Origin of the sequence: Bradyrhizobium sp. NAS80.1 (assembly GCF_001908205.1) — a bacterium.
GTDB lineage: Bacteria > Pseudomonadota > Alphaproteobacteria > Rhizobiales > Xanthobacteraceae > Bradyrhizobium.
On record NZ_LGHL01000178.1, the window covers coordinates 1 to 18,883 of the forward strand.

At 65.5% G+C, this 18,883-nt stretch carries 11 protein-coding genes and 1 tRNA gene; 9 read left to right on the forward strand and 3 right to left on the reverse strand.

Annotation, left to right across the window (positions count from 1 at the left end; translation table 11 throughout):
• Positions 1 to 113: 113 nt before the first annotated feature.
• Positions 114 to 190 (reverse strand) — tRNA-Arg (locus AC629_RS33870).
• Positions 191 to 554: 364 nt separating this feature from the next.
• On the opposite strand from AC629_RS33870, the gene AC629_RS33875 reads away from it, so the two are divergent.
• From AC629_RS33875 to AC629_RS33900, 6 genes are all read left to right on the forward strand, one after another.
• Positions 555 to 5,759 (forward strand): alpha-2-macroglobulin family protein, encoded by a 5,205-nt coding sequence (locus tag AC629_RS33875; protein WP_084809136.1) that lies wholly within the window; start codon positions 555 to 557, stop codon positions 5,757 to 5,759.
• A gap of 8 nt (positions 5,760 to 5,767) precedes the next feature.
• Positions 5,768 to 7,957: a penicillin-binding protein 1C gene (gene pbpC / locus AC629_RS33880; protein WP_143199645.1), complete on the forward strand. Its 2,190-nt coding sequence runs from the start codon at positions 5,768 to 5,770 to the stop codon at positions 7,955 to 7,957.
• Between the two features lie 50 nt (positions 7,958 to 8,007).
• Positions 8,008 to 9,750 carry an ArnT family glycosyltransferase gene (locus AC629_RS33885; protein WP_084809138.1) on the forward strand — a complete coding sequence of 581 codons (1,743 nt, stop codon included), beginning with the start codon at positions 8,008 to 8,010 and terminating at the stop codon, positions 9,748 to 9,750.
• Position 9,751: 1 nt separating this feature from the next.
• On the forward strand, positions 9,752 to 10,585 hold the full coding sequence (locus tag AC629_RS33890) for a phosphatase PAP2 family protein (RefSeq protein WP_084809139.1): 834 nt from the start codon (positions 9,752 to 9,754) through the stop codon (positions 10,583 to 10,585).
• 64 nt (positions 10,586 to 10,649) lie between these two features.
• On the forward strand, positions 10,650 to 11,384 hold the full coding sequence (locus AC629_RS33895; RefSeq protein WP_084809140.1) for a glycosyltransferase family 2 protein: 735 nt from the start codon (positions 10,650 to 10,652) through the stop codon (positions 11,382 to 11,384).
• Entirely contained in the window at positions 11,381 to 11,719 is a 339-nt protein-coding gene (locus AC629_RS33900) for a lipid-A-disaccharide synthase N-terminal domain-containing protein (RefSeq protein ID WP_084809141.1), read from the forward strand. Before AC629_RS33895 ends, AC629_RS33900 begins: the two co-directional genes overlap by 4 nt.
• Before the next feature lie 8 nt (positions 11,720 to 11,727).
• Here the strand turns inward: AC629_RS33900 and AC629_RS33905 are convergent, their stop codons facing one another.
• Both AC629_RS33905 and metC read right to left on the reverse strand, forming a co-directional pair.
• Complete coding sequence (locus AC629_RS33905; protein ID WP_084809142.1) at positions 11,728 to 13,419, reverse strand: Na/Pi cotransporter family protein; 1,692 nt, start codon at positions 13,417 to 13,419, stop codon at positions 11,728 to 11,730.
• A 112-nt stretch (positions 13,420 to 13,531) separates the two neighbouring features.
• Positions 13,532 to 14,716, reverse strand: coding sequence for a cystathionine beta-lyase (gene metC / locus AC629_RS33910; protein ID WP_084809143.1), 1,185 nt, complete (start codon positions 14,714 to 14,716; stop codon positions 13,532 to 13,534).
• A 393-nt stretch (positions 14,717 to 15,109) separates the two neighbouring features.
• Here metC and AC629_RS33920 point away from each other — a divergent pair, with 393 nt between their 5' ends.
• Genes AC629_RS33920 through AC629_RS33930 form a run of 3 tightly spaced genes read left to right on the forward strand, consistent with a single transcriptional unit; the run spans position 15,110 to position 18,875 of the window.
• Positions 15,110 to 16,126 (forward strand): amino acid ABC transporter substrate-binding protein, encoded by a 1,017-nt coding sequence (locus tag AC629_RS33920; RefSeq protein ID WP_084809144.1) that lies wholly within the window; start codon positions 15,110 to 15,112, stop codon positions 16,124 to 16,126.
• Positions 16,127 to 16,152: 26 nt separating this feature from the next.
• Positions 16,153 to 17,358, forward strand: coding sequence for an amino acid ABC transporter permease (locus AC629_RS33925; RefSeq protein WP_084809153.1), 1,206 nt, complete (start codon positions 16,153 to 16,155; stop codon positions 17,356 to 17,358).
• Positions 17,355 to 18,875: an amino acid ABC transporter permease gene (locus AC629_RS33930; RefSeq protein ID WP_084809145.1), complete on the forward strand. Its 1,521-nt coding sequence runs from the start codon at positions 17,355 to 17,357 to the stop codon at positions 18,873 to 18,875. Before AC629_RS33925 ends, AC629_RS33930 begins: the two co-directional genes overlap by 4 nt.
• The last annotated feature ends 8 nt before the right edge of the window (positions 18,876 to 18,883 follow it).

Consider the following 18,883-nt stretch of genomic DNA (forward strand, 5'->3'; position numbering starts at 1 on the left):
GACCCTGGAGTAAATGACCTTGCAACCAATCGGCAACCCGCTCGGCACGAGGTTGTCACCTATGTCTTAGGTACGATCTGTTACCGATGTCTTCGGTCTGGACAAAAATGAGATGGCGATCCCGGCAGGACTCGAACCTGCAACCCGCGGAGTAGAAATCCGCTACTCTATCCAGTTGAGCTACGGGACCGTCCCTGGGCCGGCCTCGGCTACCGCCCGCCGGTCTTCTACCATTGCACATATGAAAAATCCTCAAGCGCGCCAAGCCTGAACCGAACCGTTTTCCCACCAGAAGCGACAAAGCGGAGCGGCAGAGTGCGCTTTGCCGGCCTCGCGACGCGGCGGCCAGCCGTGTCGCGGCCGGGATATGCTTTGCCGGTACATCTTTTCCTCTACCGCTGCCGTGATTGCGGCGACCTTTGGCGGCTCTGGGCTTGCCTTGCCATGGCGAATGCGACGATTTGCACCTCTGGTTCCATCGCCTTGAGTCCGTCACCTTTCAGCGCACTTCATGCTGCCCGCGGCATTCGTCCGCGATTTCCGGGAGTCCATTCATGATCGGTCTGGTTCGCGCCGTTACACTCTGCGCCACGCTGGTGTTCGGCCTTGCGGCTGCGCAAGGAGCTGACAAGGCCTTCAGGCGGGACGATCTCGCCGATTCCGCGATGAAGCTTGAGGCCCAGATCAAGAGCGAGGCGGGGCCGGTCGCCAAGACCGGCGCGACCCTGCGCACCGACGCCGACGCCGCCTTCCGGCGCAACGATTTCCGCACGGGTCTGTCCGTCCTCGGCCAGATCGCGGCGACTACGCCCGAGGATGCCGGCAACTGGCTGCGGCTCGCCAAGGTCATCTTCCAGATCACGCCCAAGAGCTCGAGCGAGCAGACGTTCCTGCTGGAGCGCGCCTCCACCGCCGCCTACATCGCCTACATGCGCGCCGGGAATGCGGGCGAGGAGGCTGATGCGCTCGCGGTGCTCGGCAAGTCGCTGACCGAGCGCAAGCTGTGGCGGCCGGCGCTGGACGCGCTGCGGCTGTCGCTGGACATGCGCGAGGTCGCCGATGTCCGCGGGCAATATGAGAAGATGCGCGACGAGCACGGCTTCCGGCTGCTCGACTACACCGTGGACTCGGACTCGGCGAGCCCGCGCGCCTGCTTCCAGTTCTCGGAAGAACTCGCCAAGCGCACCGATTTCGCGCCGTTCCTGGCGCTCGCAGGCCAGGACAAGCCGGCGCTGTCGGCCGAGGGCAAGCAGCTCTGCGTCGACGGGCTGAAGCACGGTGAGCGCTACAACATCAATCTACGCGCCGGCCTGCCGTCGACCGTGAAGGAGGGCCTGCCGAAATCGGCCGAGTTCAACATCTATGTGCGCGACCGCAAGCCGTTCGTGCGCTTCACCAGCCGCGCCTATGTGCTGCCGAGGACCGGACAGCGCGGCATTCCCGTGGTCAGCGTCAATACGCCCGCGATCAACATCAACGTGTTCCGGATCGGCGACCGCAATCTGATCAACACGGTTGTGGACAGCGATTTCCAGAAGACGTTGTCCAAGTATCAGCTCAGCGATCTCGGCGGCGAGCGCGGCATGAAAGTCTGGTCCGGCGAGCTCGCGACCGCGATGACGCTGAACCAGGATGTGACAACTGCTTTCCCGGTCGACCAGGCCCTCGGCGAGCTCCAGCCTGGCGTCTACGTGATGACGGCCGCGGCCAAGGGCCCGGGCTCGGACGACGACTACCTGCTCGCTACGCAATGGTTCATCGTCTCCGATCTTGGCGTGTCGGCCTATTCCGGCAACGACGGCATCCACGTCTTCGTCAATTCGCTGGCCTCGACCGATCCGGTCGGCAAGGCCGAGGTGCGGCTGGTTGCCCGCAACAACGAGATCCTGGCCACGCGCAAGACGGACGACAGCGGCCACGTGCTGTTCGAGGCGGGGCTCGCACGCGGCGAGGGCGGCCTGTCGCCGGCGCTACTCACAGTCACCGGCGAGAAGGCCGACTATGCCTTCCTGAGCCTGAAGACCTCTGCCTTCGACCTGTCCGACCGTGGCGTCGCGGGCCGCGTGGTCCCGGCGGGCGCAGACGCGTTCGTCTATGCCGAGCGCGGCGTCTATCGCTCCAGCGAAACCGTCTATCTCACCGCGCTGCTCCGCGACGGGCAGGGCAATGCAGTCACCGGCGGCCCGCTGACCTTGGTGATCGAGCGCCCCGACGGGGTCGAATTCGGCCGCGCCGTGCTCGCCGACCAGGGCGCCGGCGGCCGCACGCTCTCCGTGCCGCTCAACTCGGCCGTCCCGACCGGGACCTGGCGGGTGCGCGCCTTCACCGATCCGAAGGGCTCTTCGGTCGGCGAGACCACCTTCATGGTCGAGGACTACGTTCCTGATCGGATCGAATTCGACTTGTCCGCCAAGGACAAGCTGATCAAAGCTAATGCTCCTGTAGAGCTTAAGGCGGACGGCCATTTCCTGTATGGCGCGCCCGCATCCGGCCTCCAGCTCGAAGGCGACATGCTCATCGCGCCGGCTGCGGAGCGGCCGGGCTTTACCGGCTACCAGTTCGGCGTCGCCGACGAGGAGACCACCTCGAACGAGCGCACGCCGCTGGAGAACCTGCCGGAGGCCGACGCCAATGGCGTTGCGACCTTCCCGGTGACGCTGGACAAGCAGCCGGCCTCGACCCGCCCGCAGGAGGCGCAGATCTTCGTCCGCATGGTCGAGACCGGGGGCCGTGCTGTCGAGCGCAAGCTGGTGCTGCCAGTCGCACCCGCGAGCGCCATGATCGGCATCAAGCCGCTGTTCGGCGACAAGAACGTCGCCGAGGGCGACAAGGCCGAGTTCGACGTCGTGTTCGTCTCGCCCGAGGGCCAGACGCTGCGCCGCGACGGCCTGCGCTACGAACTCCTGAAGATGGAGTCGCGCTACCAGTGGTATCGCCAGAACAATTACTGGGAGTATGAGCCGGTCAAGTCGACGTCGCGCGTCGCCAACGGGGATGTCGCTGTTGCGGCAGACAAGCCTTCGCGGATTTCGCTCACGCCTCAACCTGGCCGCTACCGTCTCGACGTGAAGTCCAACGACGCGGACGGCCCGGTAACCTCGGTGCAGTTCGACGTCGGCTGGTATTCCGATGGCAGCGCCGACACCCCGGACCTGCTGGAGACCTCGATCGACAAGCCGCAATATGCTTCCGGCGACACCATGACGGTGTCGGTCAATGTCCGTAACCCCGGCAAGCTCACCGTCAACGTGCTCGGCGACCGCCTGCTGACGACGCAGACCATCGACGTCAAGGAAGGCACCGCGCAGGTGAAGCTCCCGGTCGGCAAGGACTGGGGCACTGGCGCCTATGTCGTGGCGACGCTGCGCCGTCCGCTCGATGCGGCTGCCCAGCGCATGCCGGGCCGGGCGATCGGCCTGAAATGGTTCGGCATCGACAAGCAGACCCGCACGCTTTCCGTGAAGCTGACGCCGCCGGCGCTGATCCGGCCGAACGCGATGTTGAATATCCCGGTCAAGCTCGACGGTCTCAATCCGGGCGAGGACGCCAAGGTCGTCATCGCCGCGGTCGATGTCGGCATCCTCAACCTCACCAACTATAAGCCTCCGGCGCCGGACGACTATTATATGGGCCAGCGCCGCCTGACCGCCGAGATCCGCGATCTCTATGGCCAGCTCATCGACGGCATGTCGGGCACCCGCGGCCAGATCAAGTCCGGCGGCGACGCCGGGGCAGCCGAGCTGCAGGGCTCGCCGCCCACACAAAAACCGCTCGCGCTCTATTCGGGCATCGTCACGGTCGCTGCCGACGGCACAGCGGAGGTGAGCTTCGACATTCCGGAGTTCGCCGGCACCGCGCGCGTGATGGCGGTGGCGTGGACAGCGACCAAGCTTGGCCGGGCCAACACGGACGTCGTGATCCGCGATCCCGTGGTGCTGACCACGACCTTGCCGCGCTTCCTGCTCAACGGTGACCACGGCACAGCCAATCTGGAGATCGACAATGTCGAGGGCCAGGCCGGCGACTACGTGATCAACGTGAAGACGGGCGGTCCGGTGAAGATGACCGGTAACCCCGCAACGACGGTCAAGCTCGCCGCCAAGCAGCGCAACGCGTTCTCGCTGGCGCTCGACGCGACCGCGGCGGGGCAGGCGACGCTCGACGTCGACATCAAGGGGCCGAATGGCCTTGCGCTCGCGCGTCACTATGCGTTCGACGTCAAGGCAGCAACGCAGGTGCTGGCGCGACGCTCGATCCGGACGCTGGCGAGGGGCGAGAGCCTGACGCTGACCTCGGACATGTTCTCCGACCTCGTGCCGGGCACCGGCGGCGTCTCGATCTCGGCGAGCCTGTCGACCGCGCTCGATGCGGCGACGATCCTGAAGGCGCTCGACCGCTATCCCTATGGCTGCTCGGAACAGATCACGAGCCGCGCCTTGCCGCTGCTCTACGTCAACGAGCTCGCGGCCGGCGCGCACCTCGCCATGGACACCGAGGTCGACCAGCGTATCCGCGATGCGATCGAGCGGCTGCTGGCGCGCCAGGGGTCGAACGGCTCGTTCGGCCTCTGGTCGGCCGGCGGCGACGACGCCTGGTTAGATGCCTATGTGACGGACTTCCTGACCCGCGCCCGGGAAAAGGGCTTTGTGGTGCCGGACGTGCTGTTCAAGAACGCGCTCGACCGCATCCGCAACTCGGTGGTGAACGGCAACGAGCCGGAGAAGGACGGCGGGCGCGATCTCGCCTACGGCCTCTACGTGCTCGCACGCAATGGCGCAGCGCCGATCGGCGATCTTCGCTATCTCGCCGACACCAAGCTGTCCAACCTCGCGACCCCGATCGCGAAGTCGCAGCTTGCTGCGGCGCTAGCCCTGGTCGGCGACCGCAACCGCGCCGAACGCGTCTATGGTGCCGCGCTCGACAGCCTCGCGCCAAAGCCCGTGCTCGAGTTTGGCCGCACCGACTACGGCTCGCAGCTCCGCGATGCCGCAGCACTGGTCTCGCTCGCGAGCGAAGGCAACGCGCCGAAGGCGACGCTGACGCAGGCGGTGTCGCGGGTCGAGACCGCACGCGGGCTCACGCCCTACACCTCCACGCAGGAGAATGCGTGGCTGGTGCTGGCGGCGCGGGCGCTCGCCAAGGAGAACCTCTCGATCGAGGTCGACGGCCAGCCGGTCAAGACCGCGCTCTATCGCAGCTACAAGGCCGCGACGCTGGAGGGCAGGCCGCTGAAGATCACCAATACCGGTGATGCGCCGGTGCAGGCGGTGGTCTCGGTGTCGGGCTCGCCTGTCACGCCTGAGCCGGCCGCTTCGGCCGGGTTCAAGATCGAGCGCAACTACTTCACGCTCGACGGCAAGCCGGCCGATATCAGCAAGGTCAAGCAGAACGATCGCTTCGCCGTGGTGTTGAAGATTACGGAGGCAAAGCCCGAGTACGGCCACATCATGGTGTCGGACTATCTGCCGGCGGGACTCGAGATCGACAATCCGAAGCTGGTGTCGTCGGGTGACAGCGGCACGCTGGACTGGATCGAGGACGGCGAGGAGCCTGAGAATACCGAGTTCCGCGACGACCGCTTCACAGCGGCGGTCGACCGCGCCTCGGATTCCAAGTCGGTCTTCACCGTGGCCTACGTCGTGCGCGCGGTCTCGCCCGGCAAATACGTGCTGCCGCAGGCCTATGTCGAGGACATGTACAATCCCTCGCGCTACGGCCGCACCGGGACGGGCACGGTTGAGGTGCGGGCGGCGAAGTGAGTGATGAGATGAGCGAGCCTGACCAAGTGCCCTGTCATTCCGGGGCGGTGCAAAGCACCGAACCCGGAATCTCGAGATTCCGGGTTCGGCTCTTCGAGCCGCCCCGGAATGACGGCAGAGGCGCAAAGGGCAGGGGCCTTCGTATCCTCTCCATCGCCGCACTCACCCTCGTCCTCGGCATCGTCACCTTCGTCGCCTGGGTCTACTCCCTCGGCCCGCTGCCGCTTGATGAAGCGCGGCAGGTCTCCACCACCGTCGTCGACCGAAACGGAAAGCTGCTGCGCGCCTATGCCATGGCGGACGGGCGCTGGAGGTTGCCGGTCGATGCCAAGGCGAATGTCGATCCGACCTATCTGAAACTGCTGTTCGCCTATGAGGACCAGCGCTTCTATGCGCATGACGGCATCGATCCCCTGGCGCTGGGGCGCGCCGCATTGCAGCTCGCCACGCGCGGCCACATCGTGTCAGGCGGCTCGACGATCAGCATGCAGCTCGCGCGGTTGACAGAGCCGCGGCGGCAGCGCTCGCTCTATGCCAAGCTGCACCAGATCGTGCGCGCGATCGAGCTGGAGCGGACGCTCAGCAAGGACGAGATTCTCAATCTCTACCTCGCGCTCGCGCCTTATGGCGGCAATCTCGAAGGCATCCGCGCCGCCTCGATCTCCTATTTCGGCAAGGAGCCGAAGCGGCTGTCGCTGGCGGAAGCTGCATTGCTGGTCGCGTTGCCGCAATCGCCGGAGACGCGCAGGCTAGATCGCTATCCCGATGCCGCGCGCAAGGCGCGCGACCGCGTGCTCGATCGCATGGTCGAGGAGCACCAGGTCAGCCTCGACGATGCGCAGCAGGCCAAAGCCGTTCCTGTGCCGAAGCTGCGCAAGCCGATGCCGATCCTGGCGCCGCATGCTTCCGACAGCGCGCTTGCGACGATCAAGGACGCACCGATCATCAAGCTGACGCTGGATGCCAATCTCCAGAAGGTGCTGGAGCCGCTGGCGCGCGACCGCGCCATCGCATTGGGGCCGAACATTTCAGTCGGCATCATCGTGGTCGACAATGAGAGCGGCGACGTGCTGGCGCGCGTTGGCGCGGCCGACTATTTCGACGACAGCCGGGCAGGGCAGGTCGACATGACTCGCGCCATTCGCTCGCCGGGTTCGACTCTAAAGCCCTTCATCTACGGGCTCGCCTTCGAGGACGGCTTCGTCCACCCCGACAGCCTGATCGACGACAGGCCCGTCCGCTTCGGCTCCTACGCGCCGGAAAATTTCGACATGACGTTCCAGGGCACAGTGCCAGTGAAGAAGGCACTGCAATTGTCGCTGAACGTGCCGGCGATCGTGCTGCTCGACCGTGTCGGGTCGAGTCGTCTGGCATCTCGGCTGCGCCAGGCCGGCGGCAATTTGGTTCTGCCCAAAGATGAGGCGCCGGGGCTCGCCATGGGGCTCGGCGGCGTCGGCGTGACGCTTCAGGATCTCGCCCAGCTCTATACCGGGTTCGCCCGGCTCGGCACCACCAAGCCGCTACGCGAGGTGATGATTGGCAAGGACGACCGCGAGCCGCTGCGGCTCATGGACCAGGTCGCGGCCTGGCAGGTCGGCAATGTGCTGCTCGGCACGCCACCGCCGGAGAACGCCGCCCACAACCGCATCGCCTTCAAGACCGGTACGTCCTACGGCTATCGCGATGCTTGGTCGGTCGGGTTCGACGGCCGCATGACCATCGGCGTCTGGGTCGGCCGGCCCGACGGCGCGCCGGTTCCCGGCCTGATTGGCCGCGTGGCTGCCGCGCCCATCCTGTTCGACGCCTTTGCGCGAACCGGCAAGACGCTGGCCCCATTGCCGAAGCCGCCTAAGGGAACCCTGGTCGCCAGCAACGCGAAGCTGCCGTTGCCGCTGAAGCGGTTCCGCCCGGTCGGGGAGCTTGTCCGGACCGGCGGCGGGCAGGCTCCGCATATCCAGTTCCCGCTCAACGGCTCGCGGATCGACGTCGATCGGTCGGGTGGCCAGGAGGCCGCTACGATGCCCGTGAAGGTCGCCGGCGGCGTTCTGCCCATGACCATCATGGTTAACGGAACGTCGCTCGGCGAGATCGACGGGCGCCGCCAGCGCCTGATTGATCCGCCCGGTCCGGGCTTTGCACGGCTCACCGTCATCGACGCCACGGGCGCCGCGGACACAGTTGTCATTCGAATTCAATGACCTTGCCTTAAGCGGTTGTGGCGATGTCGGTTTCAGCGTAAGCGGAACCAATGGCCGAGACCTACCCAACTCCCCGTTTTGGAGCGCCCCGCGAGCCGAAATTGCCCGTGAATCCGGGCAACCGGCTCGTGCGTATGCTCGATGTCGTCACGGCCAGCCACGCCCGCGCCGTGGCCTTCCTGGTACTGTGCGCGCTACTGCTTTTCCTGCCCGGCTTCTTCACCATCCCGCCGATCGACCGCGACGAGGCGCGCTTTGCCCAGGCCACCAAGCAGATGGTCGAGAGCGGCGACTTTGTCGACATCCGTTTCCAGGAAGATGTCCGCTACAAGAAGCCGGTCGGCATCTACTGGTTGCAATCGGCTGCGGTTGAAGCCGCATCGGCGCTCAGGCTGCCGAAGGCCGAATTGCGGATCTGGGTCTACCGGATTCCGTCGCTGATCGGTGCGATCGGCGCGGTGCTCATGACCTATTGGGCGGCGCTCGGCTTCGTCACGCGGCGCGCAGCGGTGCTCGCTGCGCTCTTGATGTGTGCTTCCGTTCTGCTCGGTGTCGAGGCACGGCTCGCCAAGACCGACGCCGTGCTGCTGTTCTGCGTGGTCGCCGCGATGGGCGCGATGGCGCGGGCCTATCTGTCCTGGCAGCGCGCCGAGGACGAGACGCATCCGCCGTGGAGCTGGCCCGCGATTTTCTGGACCGCGCTCGCGGTCGGCATCCTGATCAAGGGCCCGCTAATCCTGATGTTCGCGGGGCTCACCGTGGTGGTGCTGGCGATCCAGGACCGCGATGCCTCCTGGCTGTGGAAGCTGCGCCCGGTCTGGGGCCTGATGTGGACGCTGGTGCTGGTGCTGCCCTGGTTCATCGCGATCTTCTGGCGCGCGGGCGATGCCTTCTTCGCCGACTCGGTCGGCGGCGACATGCTGAGCAAGATCGGCGCCCAGGAATCCCATGGCGCGCCGCCCGGACTTTACCTCGTCCTGTTCTGGATCATGTTCTGGCCCGGCGCGCCGCTCGCGGCGATGGCGGCACCCGCGGTGTGGCGGGCGCGGCGCGAGCCGGGCGCGCAATTCCTGCTGGCCTGGTTGATCCCGTCCTGGATCGTGTTCGAGGCGGTGCTGACCAAGCTGCCGCACTATGTACTGCCGCTCTACCCCGCGATCGCGATCCTCACCGTCGGTGCACTGGAGCGGAGCGTGCTGTCGCGGTCCTGGCTGATGCGCGGCTCGGCCTGGTGGTTCGCGATCCCCGCGGCCGCCTCGATCATCGCGGTGGTCGGCGCGGTCATGCTGACGCGGCAGCCGGCCTTCGTGGCCTGGCCGTTCATCGCGGCCGCGCTGATCTTCGGCCTGTTCGCCTGGTGGCTCTACGACAACAATCGCGCCGAGCGCTCGCTGCTCAACGCGCTGGTAGCGGCCCTGATGCTGGCAGTGACGGTCTACGGCATCGTGCTGCCGTCGCTGACCCCGCTGTTTCCGAGCGTCGAGATCGCTCGCGCGCTTCGCAACGTCACCTGCGTCGGGCCGAAAGCGGCTGCTGCCGGCTACCACGAGCCGAGCCTCGTCTTCCTGACGGGCACCCAGACGCTGCTTACCGACGGTTCGGGCGCGGCGGACTTCTTGCGGCAGGGGAGCTGCCGCTTCGCGCTGATCGAGCAGCGTTCGGAGCGGAGCTTCGTGCAGCGCGCCGAGGCGATCGGGCTGCGCTACAAGGTCGGCGCGCGCATCGACGGCTATAATTTCTCGCAAGGGCGCTCGATCTCGATCTCGATCTTCCGTTCGGAAGGTACCGAGTAGGATGCCGGCCTCCACCGACGTTGCTCCGCGCCCGGATTATCCCGCGCAATTGCTTGCCGTTTCGGGGCGTGCCTTGGCGCAACTCGTGCGCGCGCCCTCGCATTCGCGCCGGGCCGTGGCCGCCCGAAAGCTGGCGCTGCATTCGCTGTGGCTCAGCGCTGCGGGTGCGGCCCTGGTCATTGTGCTGATGGTCGCGTTCGATCAGACCGAGATACTGCTGATGCCGGCGCGCGGCACGCCGGGTCTGTGGCCGATCCGCATCCTCACCGATTTCGGCAAGGACGAGTATGTGCTCTCGGTGCTGGGGGCTGCGCTGGTGGTCGTGGCGCTTGTTGCGGCCGGGATGCACGGCACCCGCCGTGCGCTACTGCTCGGTTTCGGCACACGGCTGCAGTTCATGTTTCTGTCCGTTGCCGTGTCCGTGTTCGTGGCCGAGATCCTGAAATATCTGATCGGTCGCGGACGTCCGTTCGTCGGCGGCAAGGCCAATCCATTCAACTTCATACCGTTCGAGGGTACGGGGGCTTATGCCAGCCTGCCGTCGGGGCATGCGGTAACGGCGTTCGCATTGGCGTTTGCGGTCTCGGCGCTGTGGCCGCGCCTGCGCGTGTTCATGTTCACCTACGCAATCGTGATCCTGCTGACGCGCCTGGTGCTGCTCGCGCACCACCCGAGTGACGTCACGGCCGGCGCCCTGCTTGGCATCGTCGGCGCCATGGCGGTCCGCTACTGGTTTGCGGCGCGCCGGCTAGGCTTTGCGATCCTTGCGGATGGCACCATTGTGCCCCTTGCGGGCCGCCTCAAAAGGGTTGCCCGCGGGGCATCCGCCCCATAAAAGCGGCTGCCTGCCGGGCCCGCCGGTTCCCCGGGGCAGGCCAGTTCCAACCACGAGCTCCGATTTGTCGACGTCCCAGCCTTCGGTTTCCATCGTCGTTCCCGTGCGCAACGAAGCCGACAACATCGCGCCGCTGATCGCCGAGATCAGTGCTGCGCTCGATGGCCGCTGGGCCTATGAGATCATCTACGTCAATGACGGCTCAACGGATGCGACCGGCGAGCGGCTCGCCGCCATCATGCAGCAGCGGGACAATTTGCGGCAGCTTCGTCACGCCAAGTCGACCGGCCAGTCGGCAGCGGTGCGCAGCGGCGTTCGTGCGGCGCGCGGCCCCATCGTGGCGACCCTCGACGGCGACGGCCAGAACAATCCGGCGTTCCTGCCGGACTTGATCGCGGCCGTCGAGAAGAGCGCGCGCGTCGGGCTCGTCGCCGGCCAGCGAGTCGGGCGCAAGGATACCGGCTTCAAGAAGTTTCAGTCGCGCATCGCCAACGGCGTGCGCGGGTCGATCCTTAACGACGGCACGCGCGACACCGGCTGCGGCCTGAAGGCGTTCCGGCGCGATGTGTTCCTGATGCTGCCCTATTTCGATGGTCTGCATCGCTTCCTGCCGGCGCTGGTGCGCCGGGAAGGCTACGAAATCGCCTATGTCGACGTGATCGACCGGCCGCGCCATTCCGGCGTTTCAAACTATGGTTTCTTCGACAGGCTGTGGATCGGCATCATGGATCTCGCCGGCGTGTGGTGGCTGATGCGTCGCAAGAAGCCTACGCCAGATGTGACTGAGGTGAAGGCATGATCATTCAATACGGTCAGGCGGTGAGCAATTTTTTCTACGACGTATTCGTCGCCAAGTTCGATTTCTGGCTCGCGTTTGGCCTGGTCGCGCAACTGTTCTTCACCGCGCGATTTCTGGTGCAGTGGATCGCGAGCGAGCGCGCTGGAAACAGTGTGGTGCCGATGGCGTTCTGGTTTTGCTCGATGGGCGGTGGCCTGATGACTCTGATCTACGGCGTCGTGAAGCGCGAGCCGGTCATCATCGTGGGACAGTTGTTTGCGACCATCATTTATCTTCGCAACATCATGCTGATCTGGAAGAACCACGGCACCGCGTCGAAGACGCTGGATCGCTGATCCCGGTCCTAGCGCGGCATCGCCGACGCCGCGCCCGAAGCGGGCAGGACCTCCGCCTCGGCCTCGCTCCTGCGATAGGGCTCGCCGGCCGCATCCAGCACGGGATAGGCGACTGAGCAGATATGCGAGTGGATACGGCGTAAGTCCCGCAGCACGTCGAGATGCAGCGAGGTGGTCTCGATGGTCTCGGGCCGGCCCTCGCGCAGGCGGTCGAGATGGCGCTCGACGGCGGCGAGCTCGGTGTTGCGCAGCGCAGTCTTCTCGACCAGCAGCTTGCGCGCCTCGTTGGCGTCGCCCGACATGAAGACTCCGAAGGCGATGCGAAGCGACTCCATGGTGCGCTTATGGAAGGCGGCGAGCTCCTCGGCGCCCTCGGCCGAGAATTGCAGGCGTCGCTTGATCTTCTTGCTCGCGAGCTCGCTGAGATTCTTGTCGATGATATCGCCGATATGCTCGAGGTTGATGGCGAAGGAGATGATCTCCATTGCGCGCCGGCCCTCGCTCTCGTCGAGGCTGCCGCGCGTCAGTTTGGTCACGTAGAGCTTGATGGCTTCGTCGAGCCCGTCGACGGCATTGTCCGTCTTCGTGACCTGGTCGACCAGCGCACGATCGCCCGTCATCATCGCGGCCATCACCTTGCGCAGCATGACCTCGACGAGATCGCCCATGCGCAGCGTCTCGCGGGCGGCGTCGGCGAGCGCCAGTGACGGCGTCTCCAGCGCGGTCTCGTCGAGATAGCGCGGGCGGGCCGGGTCGACCTCCTGGATGCGGTCGGGCAGGACCCGGGTCAACAGGCGCGACATGGTGTCGAGCAGGCCGATGAAGATGACGGCTGTGCCGGCGTTGAAGGCGATGTGAAAGGCCGCCGTCATCCTGGCGAGATCGGGCTGCCAGGCGTGCATGTGCTCTGCGATCACGTGCAGGAAGGGGAGCGTAATCGCGATTCCGACCACGCGGTTGACAAGATTGCCGACCGGCAGGCGATAGCTCGCGGGATCATCGCGCCTGGCACCCTCGAATACGGGGTTGATGGCGCTGCCGAGATTGGCGCCGAGCACCAGCGCGAGCGCCGCGTAGGGCGAGATGAACTGCGAATAGGCCAGCGACATGATCAGCAGCACGCTGGCGACGCTCGAATGCACCGCCCAGGTGACGATTGCCGCGATGACGATGCACAGAACGGGATCGCCGGTGATGGCCGACATCACGACGCGCATGCCGGGTGCGTTCTCGGCCGGAGCCAGCGTGTCGAGCAGGATGTGCAGCGAGAGCAGCATCAGTCCGAGCCCGATGAAGACGCGGCCGATGTCCTTGATCCGCGAGCGTGGGCCGGAGCGGAAGGCGACGAGCCCGAGCACAAACAGCACCGGCGCGACGGCTGCGATGTTGAACGACAGCACCTGCACGATCAGCGTCGTGCCGACATTGGCCCCTAACATGATGGCAAGCGCTGCGGCGAGACTGACCAGTCCTTCGGCGGCGAACGAGCTGGTGATCAGGGCCGTCGCGGTGCTGCTCTGGAGCAGGGCAGTGAGCCCGAGGCCGGCGGCAAAGGCGCTGAGGCGGTTGCTGAGGGCCTTGCCAAGCAGCCGCCGCAAGTCCGGGCCGAAGGCGCGCAGAATCCCGCTGTGGACCATGTGCAGGCCCCACAGCAACAGCGCCACGCCGCCCATCAGATCGAGCAGAACCAACGTTCCCATGCTCCGTGTCCGGATTGGAATCGAAGGGTCAGGCTAGCGCCAAATGCCAGCGGATCAAATCATTTGTTGGCGCGTCGGCGCTAACGTTTGCGTCGGCTGCGCGTTCCCAGGCTCACATTGCAGCTTTCAGGGCAGCGAAGCCGCGATCGAGGTCGGCTTTGAGGTCGTCGACGCTTTCGAGTCCGATATGCAGCCGCAGCGTCGGGCCACCGGGCGCCCACTTGGTCGCGGTCCGATAGGTATCGCAATCGAAGGGGATCACGAGGCTCTCGAAGCCGCCCCAGGAGAAGCCCATGCCGAACAGTTTGAGCGTGTCGAGCATGGTGTCGACCGCCTTTTGCGGCGCCGGCTTCAAGACGATGCTGAACAGGCCGGAGGCGCCGGTGAAGTCGCGCTTCCAGATCGCGTGGCCCGGATCGGTCTCGAGCGCCGGATGCAGGACGCGCGCGACCTCGGGTCTGGCAGCGAGCCAGCGCGCCATGTCGAGCCCCGAACGATGATGCTGCGCCAGCCGCACCGACAGCGTGCGCAGGCCCCGCAGCGCCAGGAAGACGTCATCAGGACCGGCGCAGACGCCGAGCAGGCGGATGCCCTCGGCGATCTGCGGCCAGGCCTTGGCGTTGGCGGAGATGGTGCCGAACATGATGTCGGAATGGCCGCCGATATATTTGGTGGCGGCCTGCATGCTGATGTCGACGCCCTGGTCGAGGGAACGATGATAGAGCGGGGTCGCCCAGGTGTTGTCGTCGATGACGAGCGTACCGCGTGCATGCGCGACCTCGGCGATGGCGCGGATGTCCGGCATCTCGAAGGACTGCGAGCCCGGCGCCTCGACCAGCACGGCGCGGGTGTTGGGTTTGAACAGCTTTTCGATGCGCGCGCCGATCAGCGGATCGAAATAGCTGGTCTCGACCCCGTAGCGGGCCAGCATGCCGTTGCAGAAATTGCGCGAAGGCCGATAGACGTTGTCGCAGACCAGCAGATGGTCGCCGGCCTTCAGCACCGAGAGCAAGGTGGTGGAGATCGCAGCCAGGCCCGACGGCGTGATGCCGACGCCGGCGCATTGCGGCCCCTCCAGTGCCATCAGCGTCTCCTGGAAGGCCTTGGTGGTGGGGGTGCCGTGGCGGCCGTATTGGAACTCGCCGCGATGGGCGTGCAGGTCCTCGGCGCTCGGATAGAGCACGGTCGAGCCGTGAACGACCGGCGGATTGACGAACCCCTTCTGCGCCTTGGTGTCGCGGCCGGAGGTGACCAGCCGGGTCTCGGCGTGCTGTGGGGAGCGGTGCGAGGAATCCATGCGTCTGCTTTCAAAAGCGCGTTTCCGCTTGGCGCTCCGCGCCCCGCGGGCCGGCCCAAGGCCGCCGCCGTTAATAACAGAACACAGAAGAGTCCCGTCAACCCCTTGACCCGGCCCGCCAGTCGTTCTGTGATGCGCAGGTGCTATTCAGTCGCCGCATGTTGAGGGGCTGCCGCGACCTTCGATCCATCGTCTGACCGAACCTTGCGCCACAGCCAGAACGGCGGGCGCCAGCGGCGGGGATTAAGGTATGGCCTCCCGGGATGGGCGAGTGTTCGGCAAGGTTTTCCAGCATGACTCTTGCAAGGCTAGTCTTTGTACAGTTAGCCCCGGCAGAGACGATCCTGAGACAACGTTCCTGACCTTGAGACGATTTTGAAAGGCCCTCAGCCCATGAAACGCGTAACCCTGGCTCTCTCTCTCGCTCTCGCCGCCGGCCTGACCGCCCAAGCCGCCGATGCGCAAACGCTCAAGACGGTCAAGGACCGGGGCGTGCTGTCTTGCGGCGTCAGCCAGGGTCTGCCGGGCTTCTCCTCTCCCGACGACAAGGGCAACTGGACCGGCCTCGACGTCGACGTCTGCCGCGCCATCGCGGCCGCCATCTTCGACGACCCGACCAAGGTCAAGTACGTGCCGACGTCGGCCAAGGACCGCTTCACCGCGCTGCAATCCGGCGAAATCGACGTGCTCTCGCGCAACACCACCTGGACCATCTCGCGCGATACCTCGCTCGGCGCCAACTTCACCGGCGTGACCTACTATGACGGGCAGGGCTTCATGGTGAAGAAGTCGCTCAAGGTGAACTCGGCGCTCGAGCTCAACAGCGCCTCCGTTTGCGTGCAGACCGGCACCACCACCGAGCAGAATCTCGCCGACTACTTCAAGGCCAACAACATGAAGTACGAGGTGATCGCGTTCGGGACTAACGACGAAACGGTCAAGGCCTATGAAGCCGGGCGCTGCGACGTCTTCACCACCGACCAGTCGGGCCTGTACGCCAATCGCCTGAAGCTGGCCAATCCCAACGAGCATATGGTGCTCCCTGAGATCATCTCGAAGGAGCCGCTCGGACCGATGGTGCGGCATGGCGACGACCAGTGGTTCGACATCGTGAAGTGGACGCTGTTTGCGATGGTCACCGCAGAAGAGCTCGGCGTGACCTCGAAGAACGTCGACGAGAAGGCCAAGTTGGAAAATCCGGAGCTGAAGCGCGTGCTCGGCACCGACGGCAATTACGGCGAACAGCTCGGCCTCACCAAGGACTGGGTGATCCGGATGGTGAAGGCCGTGGGCAATTACGGCGAGGTCTTCGATCGCAATGTCGGCGCGGGCTCGCCGCTCGGCATCAATCGCGGTCTCAACAATCTGTGGAACAAGGGCGGTCTCCAGTTCGCGCCACCGATCCGCTGATCCCGCTCGATCCGCGGCTTGCGGCGATGAGCACCGAGGCCCGTAAACCGCCGGTCCAGATCGCGCTGAAGGTCAGGCGCGTGCTGGGCGGCAAGGCAGGCTGGAACGGCGTTGCCGTCCAGTTTGCCTTTGCGGCGATCCTGGGCTGGATCGGCTACGAGATCGTCTCCAACGCCCGCGCCAACCTCGAAAACCAGCACATTGCCGCCGGCTTCGGCTTCCTCCGGAACAATGCCGGCTTCGACGTCAACCAGACCCTGATCTCCTACACCGGCTCGGACACGTTCCTGCGCGTGTTTGTGGTCGGGCTTCTGAACACGCTCGTGGTCTCGGTGGTCGGCATCGTCTTTGCCACCGTGATCGGCTTCATCGTCGCGTTGTGCCGGCTGTCGCCCAACTGGCTCCTGTCGCGCGTCGGCGAGATTTACGTCGAAATCATCCGCAACCTGCCGGTCCTATTCCAGATCCTGTTCTGGTACCTGGCGGTGCTGGCGGCCCTGCCAAATCCTCGGCAAAGCATCTCGCTTCTCGGCATTGTCTTCATCAGCAATCGCGGACTGGTCATTCCCCGCCCGATCGGCGAGAGCGGGTTTGAGCCGTTCCTGGCGGCGCTGGCGGTCGGCATCGTCGGCGCGCTGGCGCTTCGCATCTATGCGCGGCGCGCGCTGTTTCAGCGGGGGCAGATGATCCGCATCTGGCCCTATGTGCTGGGCCTGCTGTTCGGGCTGCCGCTCGTTACCATGCTGGTGTTCGGTTTGCCTTTCACGTTCGAACTGCCTCAGCTCAAGGGCTTTAATTTCGCCGGCGGCTCGCGGATCATTCCGGAGTTCGTGGCCCTGACGGTGGCCCTGTCGACCTATACTGCCGCCTTCATCGCCGAGATTGTTCGCGCCGGCATCCTGTCCGTGCACAAGGGGCAGATGGAGGCGGGATCCTCGCTTGGCCTCAGTCGCGGCGCCACGCTCCGGCTGATCGTCGTGCCGCAAGCGATGCGCGTCATCGTGCCGCCGCTGACCAACCAGTATCTCAACCTCACCAAGAATTCTTCGCTGGCGGTCGCGATCGGCTATCCTGACCTGGTTTCGGTGTTCGCCGGCACGTCGCTGAGCCAGACCGGGCAGGCGATCGAGATCATCGCCATGACGATGGGCGTCTATCTCCTGATCTCTCTCGTCACCAGCGCCGTCATGAGCGTCTACGGTTGGCGCGTCAGCCGGAGCCTTGGCGCATGAGCGATATCACCTCGTCCAGCTTCGTCCGCCATGACCTGCTCACTGAGCGTCCCGCGCCGGTGAAGACCACGGGCTTCATCGGCCTGGTGCGCACCCGCCTGTTCAACTCGCCGACCAACATCCTGCTCACGATCGTCGGCGCCTTGCTGCTCGGGTTCACCATCGTACCATCCGTCAGGTTCCTGATGGTCGACGCGGTCTGGACCGGCAAGGACCGCGCGGCGTGCCTGCCCGAGAATGCCGGCTTCGCGGTTGGCGCCTGCTGGCCCTACATCCAGGCCAAGCTGCCGCAGTTGATCTACGGCTTCTATCCCGAGGCCGAGCGCTGGCGGGTCAACCTCGCACTGATCCTGGCGGCAGTTCTGCTGTTGCCGCTGCTCGTTCCACGTCTGCCGGCGAAGGGGCTCAACGCGGGCCTGTTCTTCCTCGCCTTTCCGGTGGTCGCATTCTTCCTGCTGCACGGCGGCGGGTTCTCCGGCTTCGGCCTGAGCTGGACGGCTGGACTGCTGCAATTGTTCGACGACAGCATCATGAGCGCCGGGCAGGCTCTGCTGAGTCTCAGCAAGACCTCTGCCATCGCACCGCTGCTGTGGGTCATCGGCAGTCTCATCCTGCTGGTTGGCACGGCGATCTCCTGGCTGATCTTTCCGCTGACCTGGCTGCACGATCAGATCCAGGGGACCGGCCAGTCGGTCTGGGTCGATTTCGCCATCACGACCGTCGTCGTCTCCCTGATCGCCTTCTGGCTTGGTGGCGGGGTGCGCGCGGGCTGGCGCACGCTCGCCTCGAGCCTCGCCGCCTTCGTCGCCATCGCGATCGTGATCAAGCTGATGGGGCTTGATCACGGCGGACTACCCATCGTGCAGACGAGCTTGTGGGGCGGGCTCCTGGTGACGCTGGTGGTCTCCGTCACCGGGATCGTCACCTCTCTGCCGATCGGCATTGCACTGGCTCTCGGCCGCCGCTCCACCATTCCGCTGATCCGGATCTTCTCGATCGCCTTCATCGAGTTCTGGCGCGGCGTGCCGTTGATTACCGTGCTGTTTTTCGCGACCTACATGCTGCCCTTGTTCCTGCCCGGCAATTTCACGGTCGACGGGCTGGTGCGCGCGCTGATCGGAATCGCGCTGTTCACGGGCGCCTACCAGGCCGAGAACGTACGCGGCGGGTTAGCTGCGATCCCGCGCGGGCAGGGTGAGGCTGCCGCCGCCCTCGGGCTGTCCTGGTGGAAGACGACCTCGCTGATCGTGCTGCCGCAGGCGCTGCGCCACGTCATTCCGAACCTCGTCAACAGCTTCATCTCGCTGTTCAAGGACACTTCGCTCGTTTCGATCGTGGCGTTGTTCGATTTGCTCGGTTCCCTGCGAGCGTCATTCGCGGATCCGAAGTGGTCGACGCCGTCGACGTTGTTCACCGGCTTCGCATTTGCCGGTATCATCTATTTTATCTTCTGCTTTGGAATGTCGCGCTACTCGCTCTTCGTCGAGCACCGCCTCAACGCCCACCGTCGCAACTGATCGAGCTC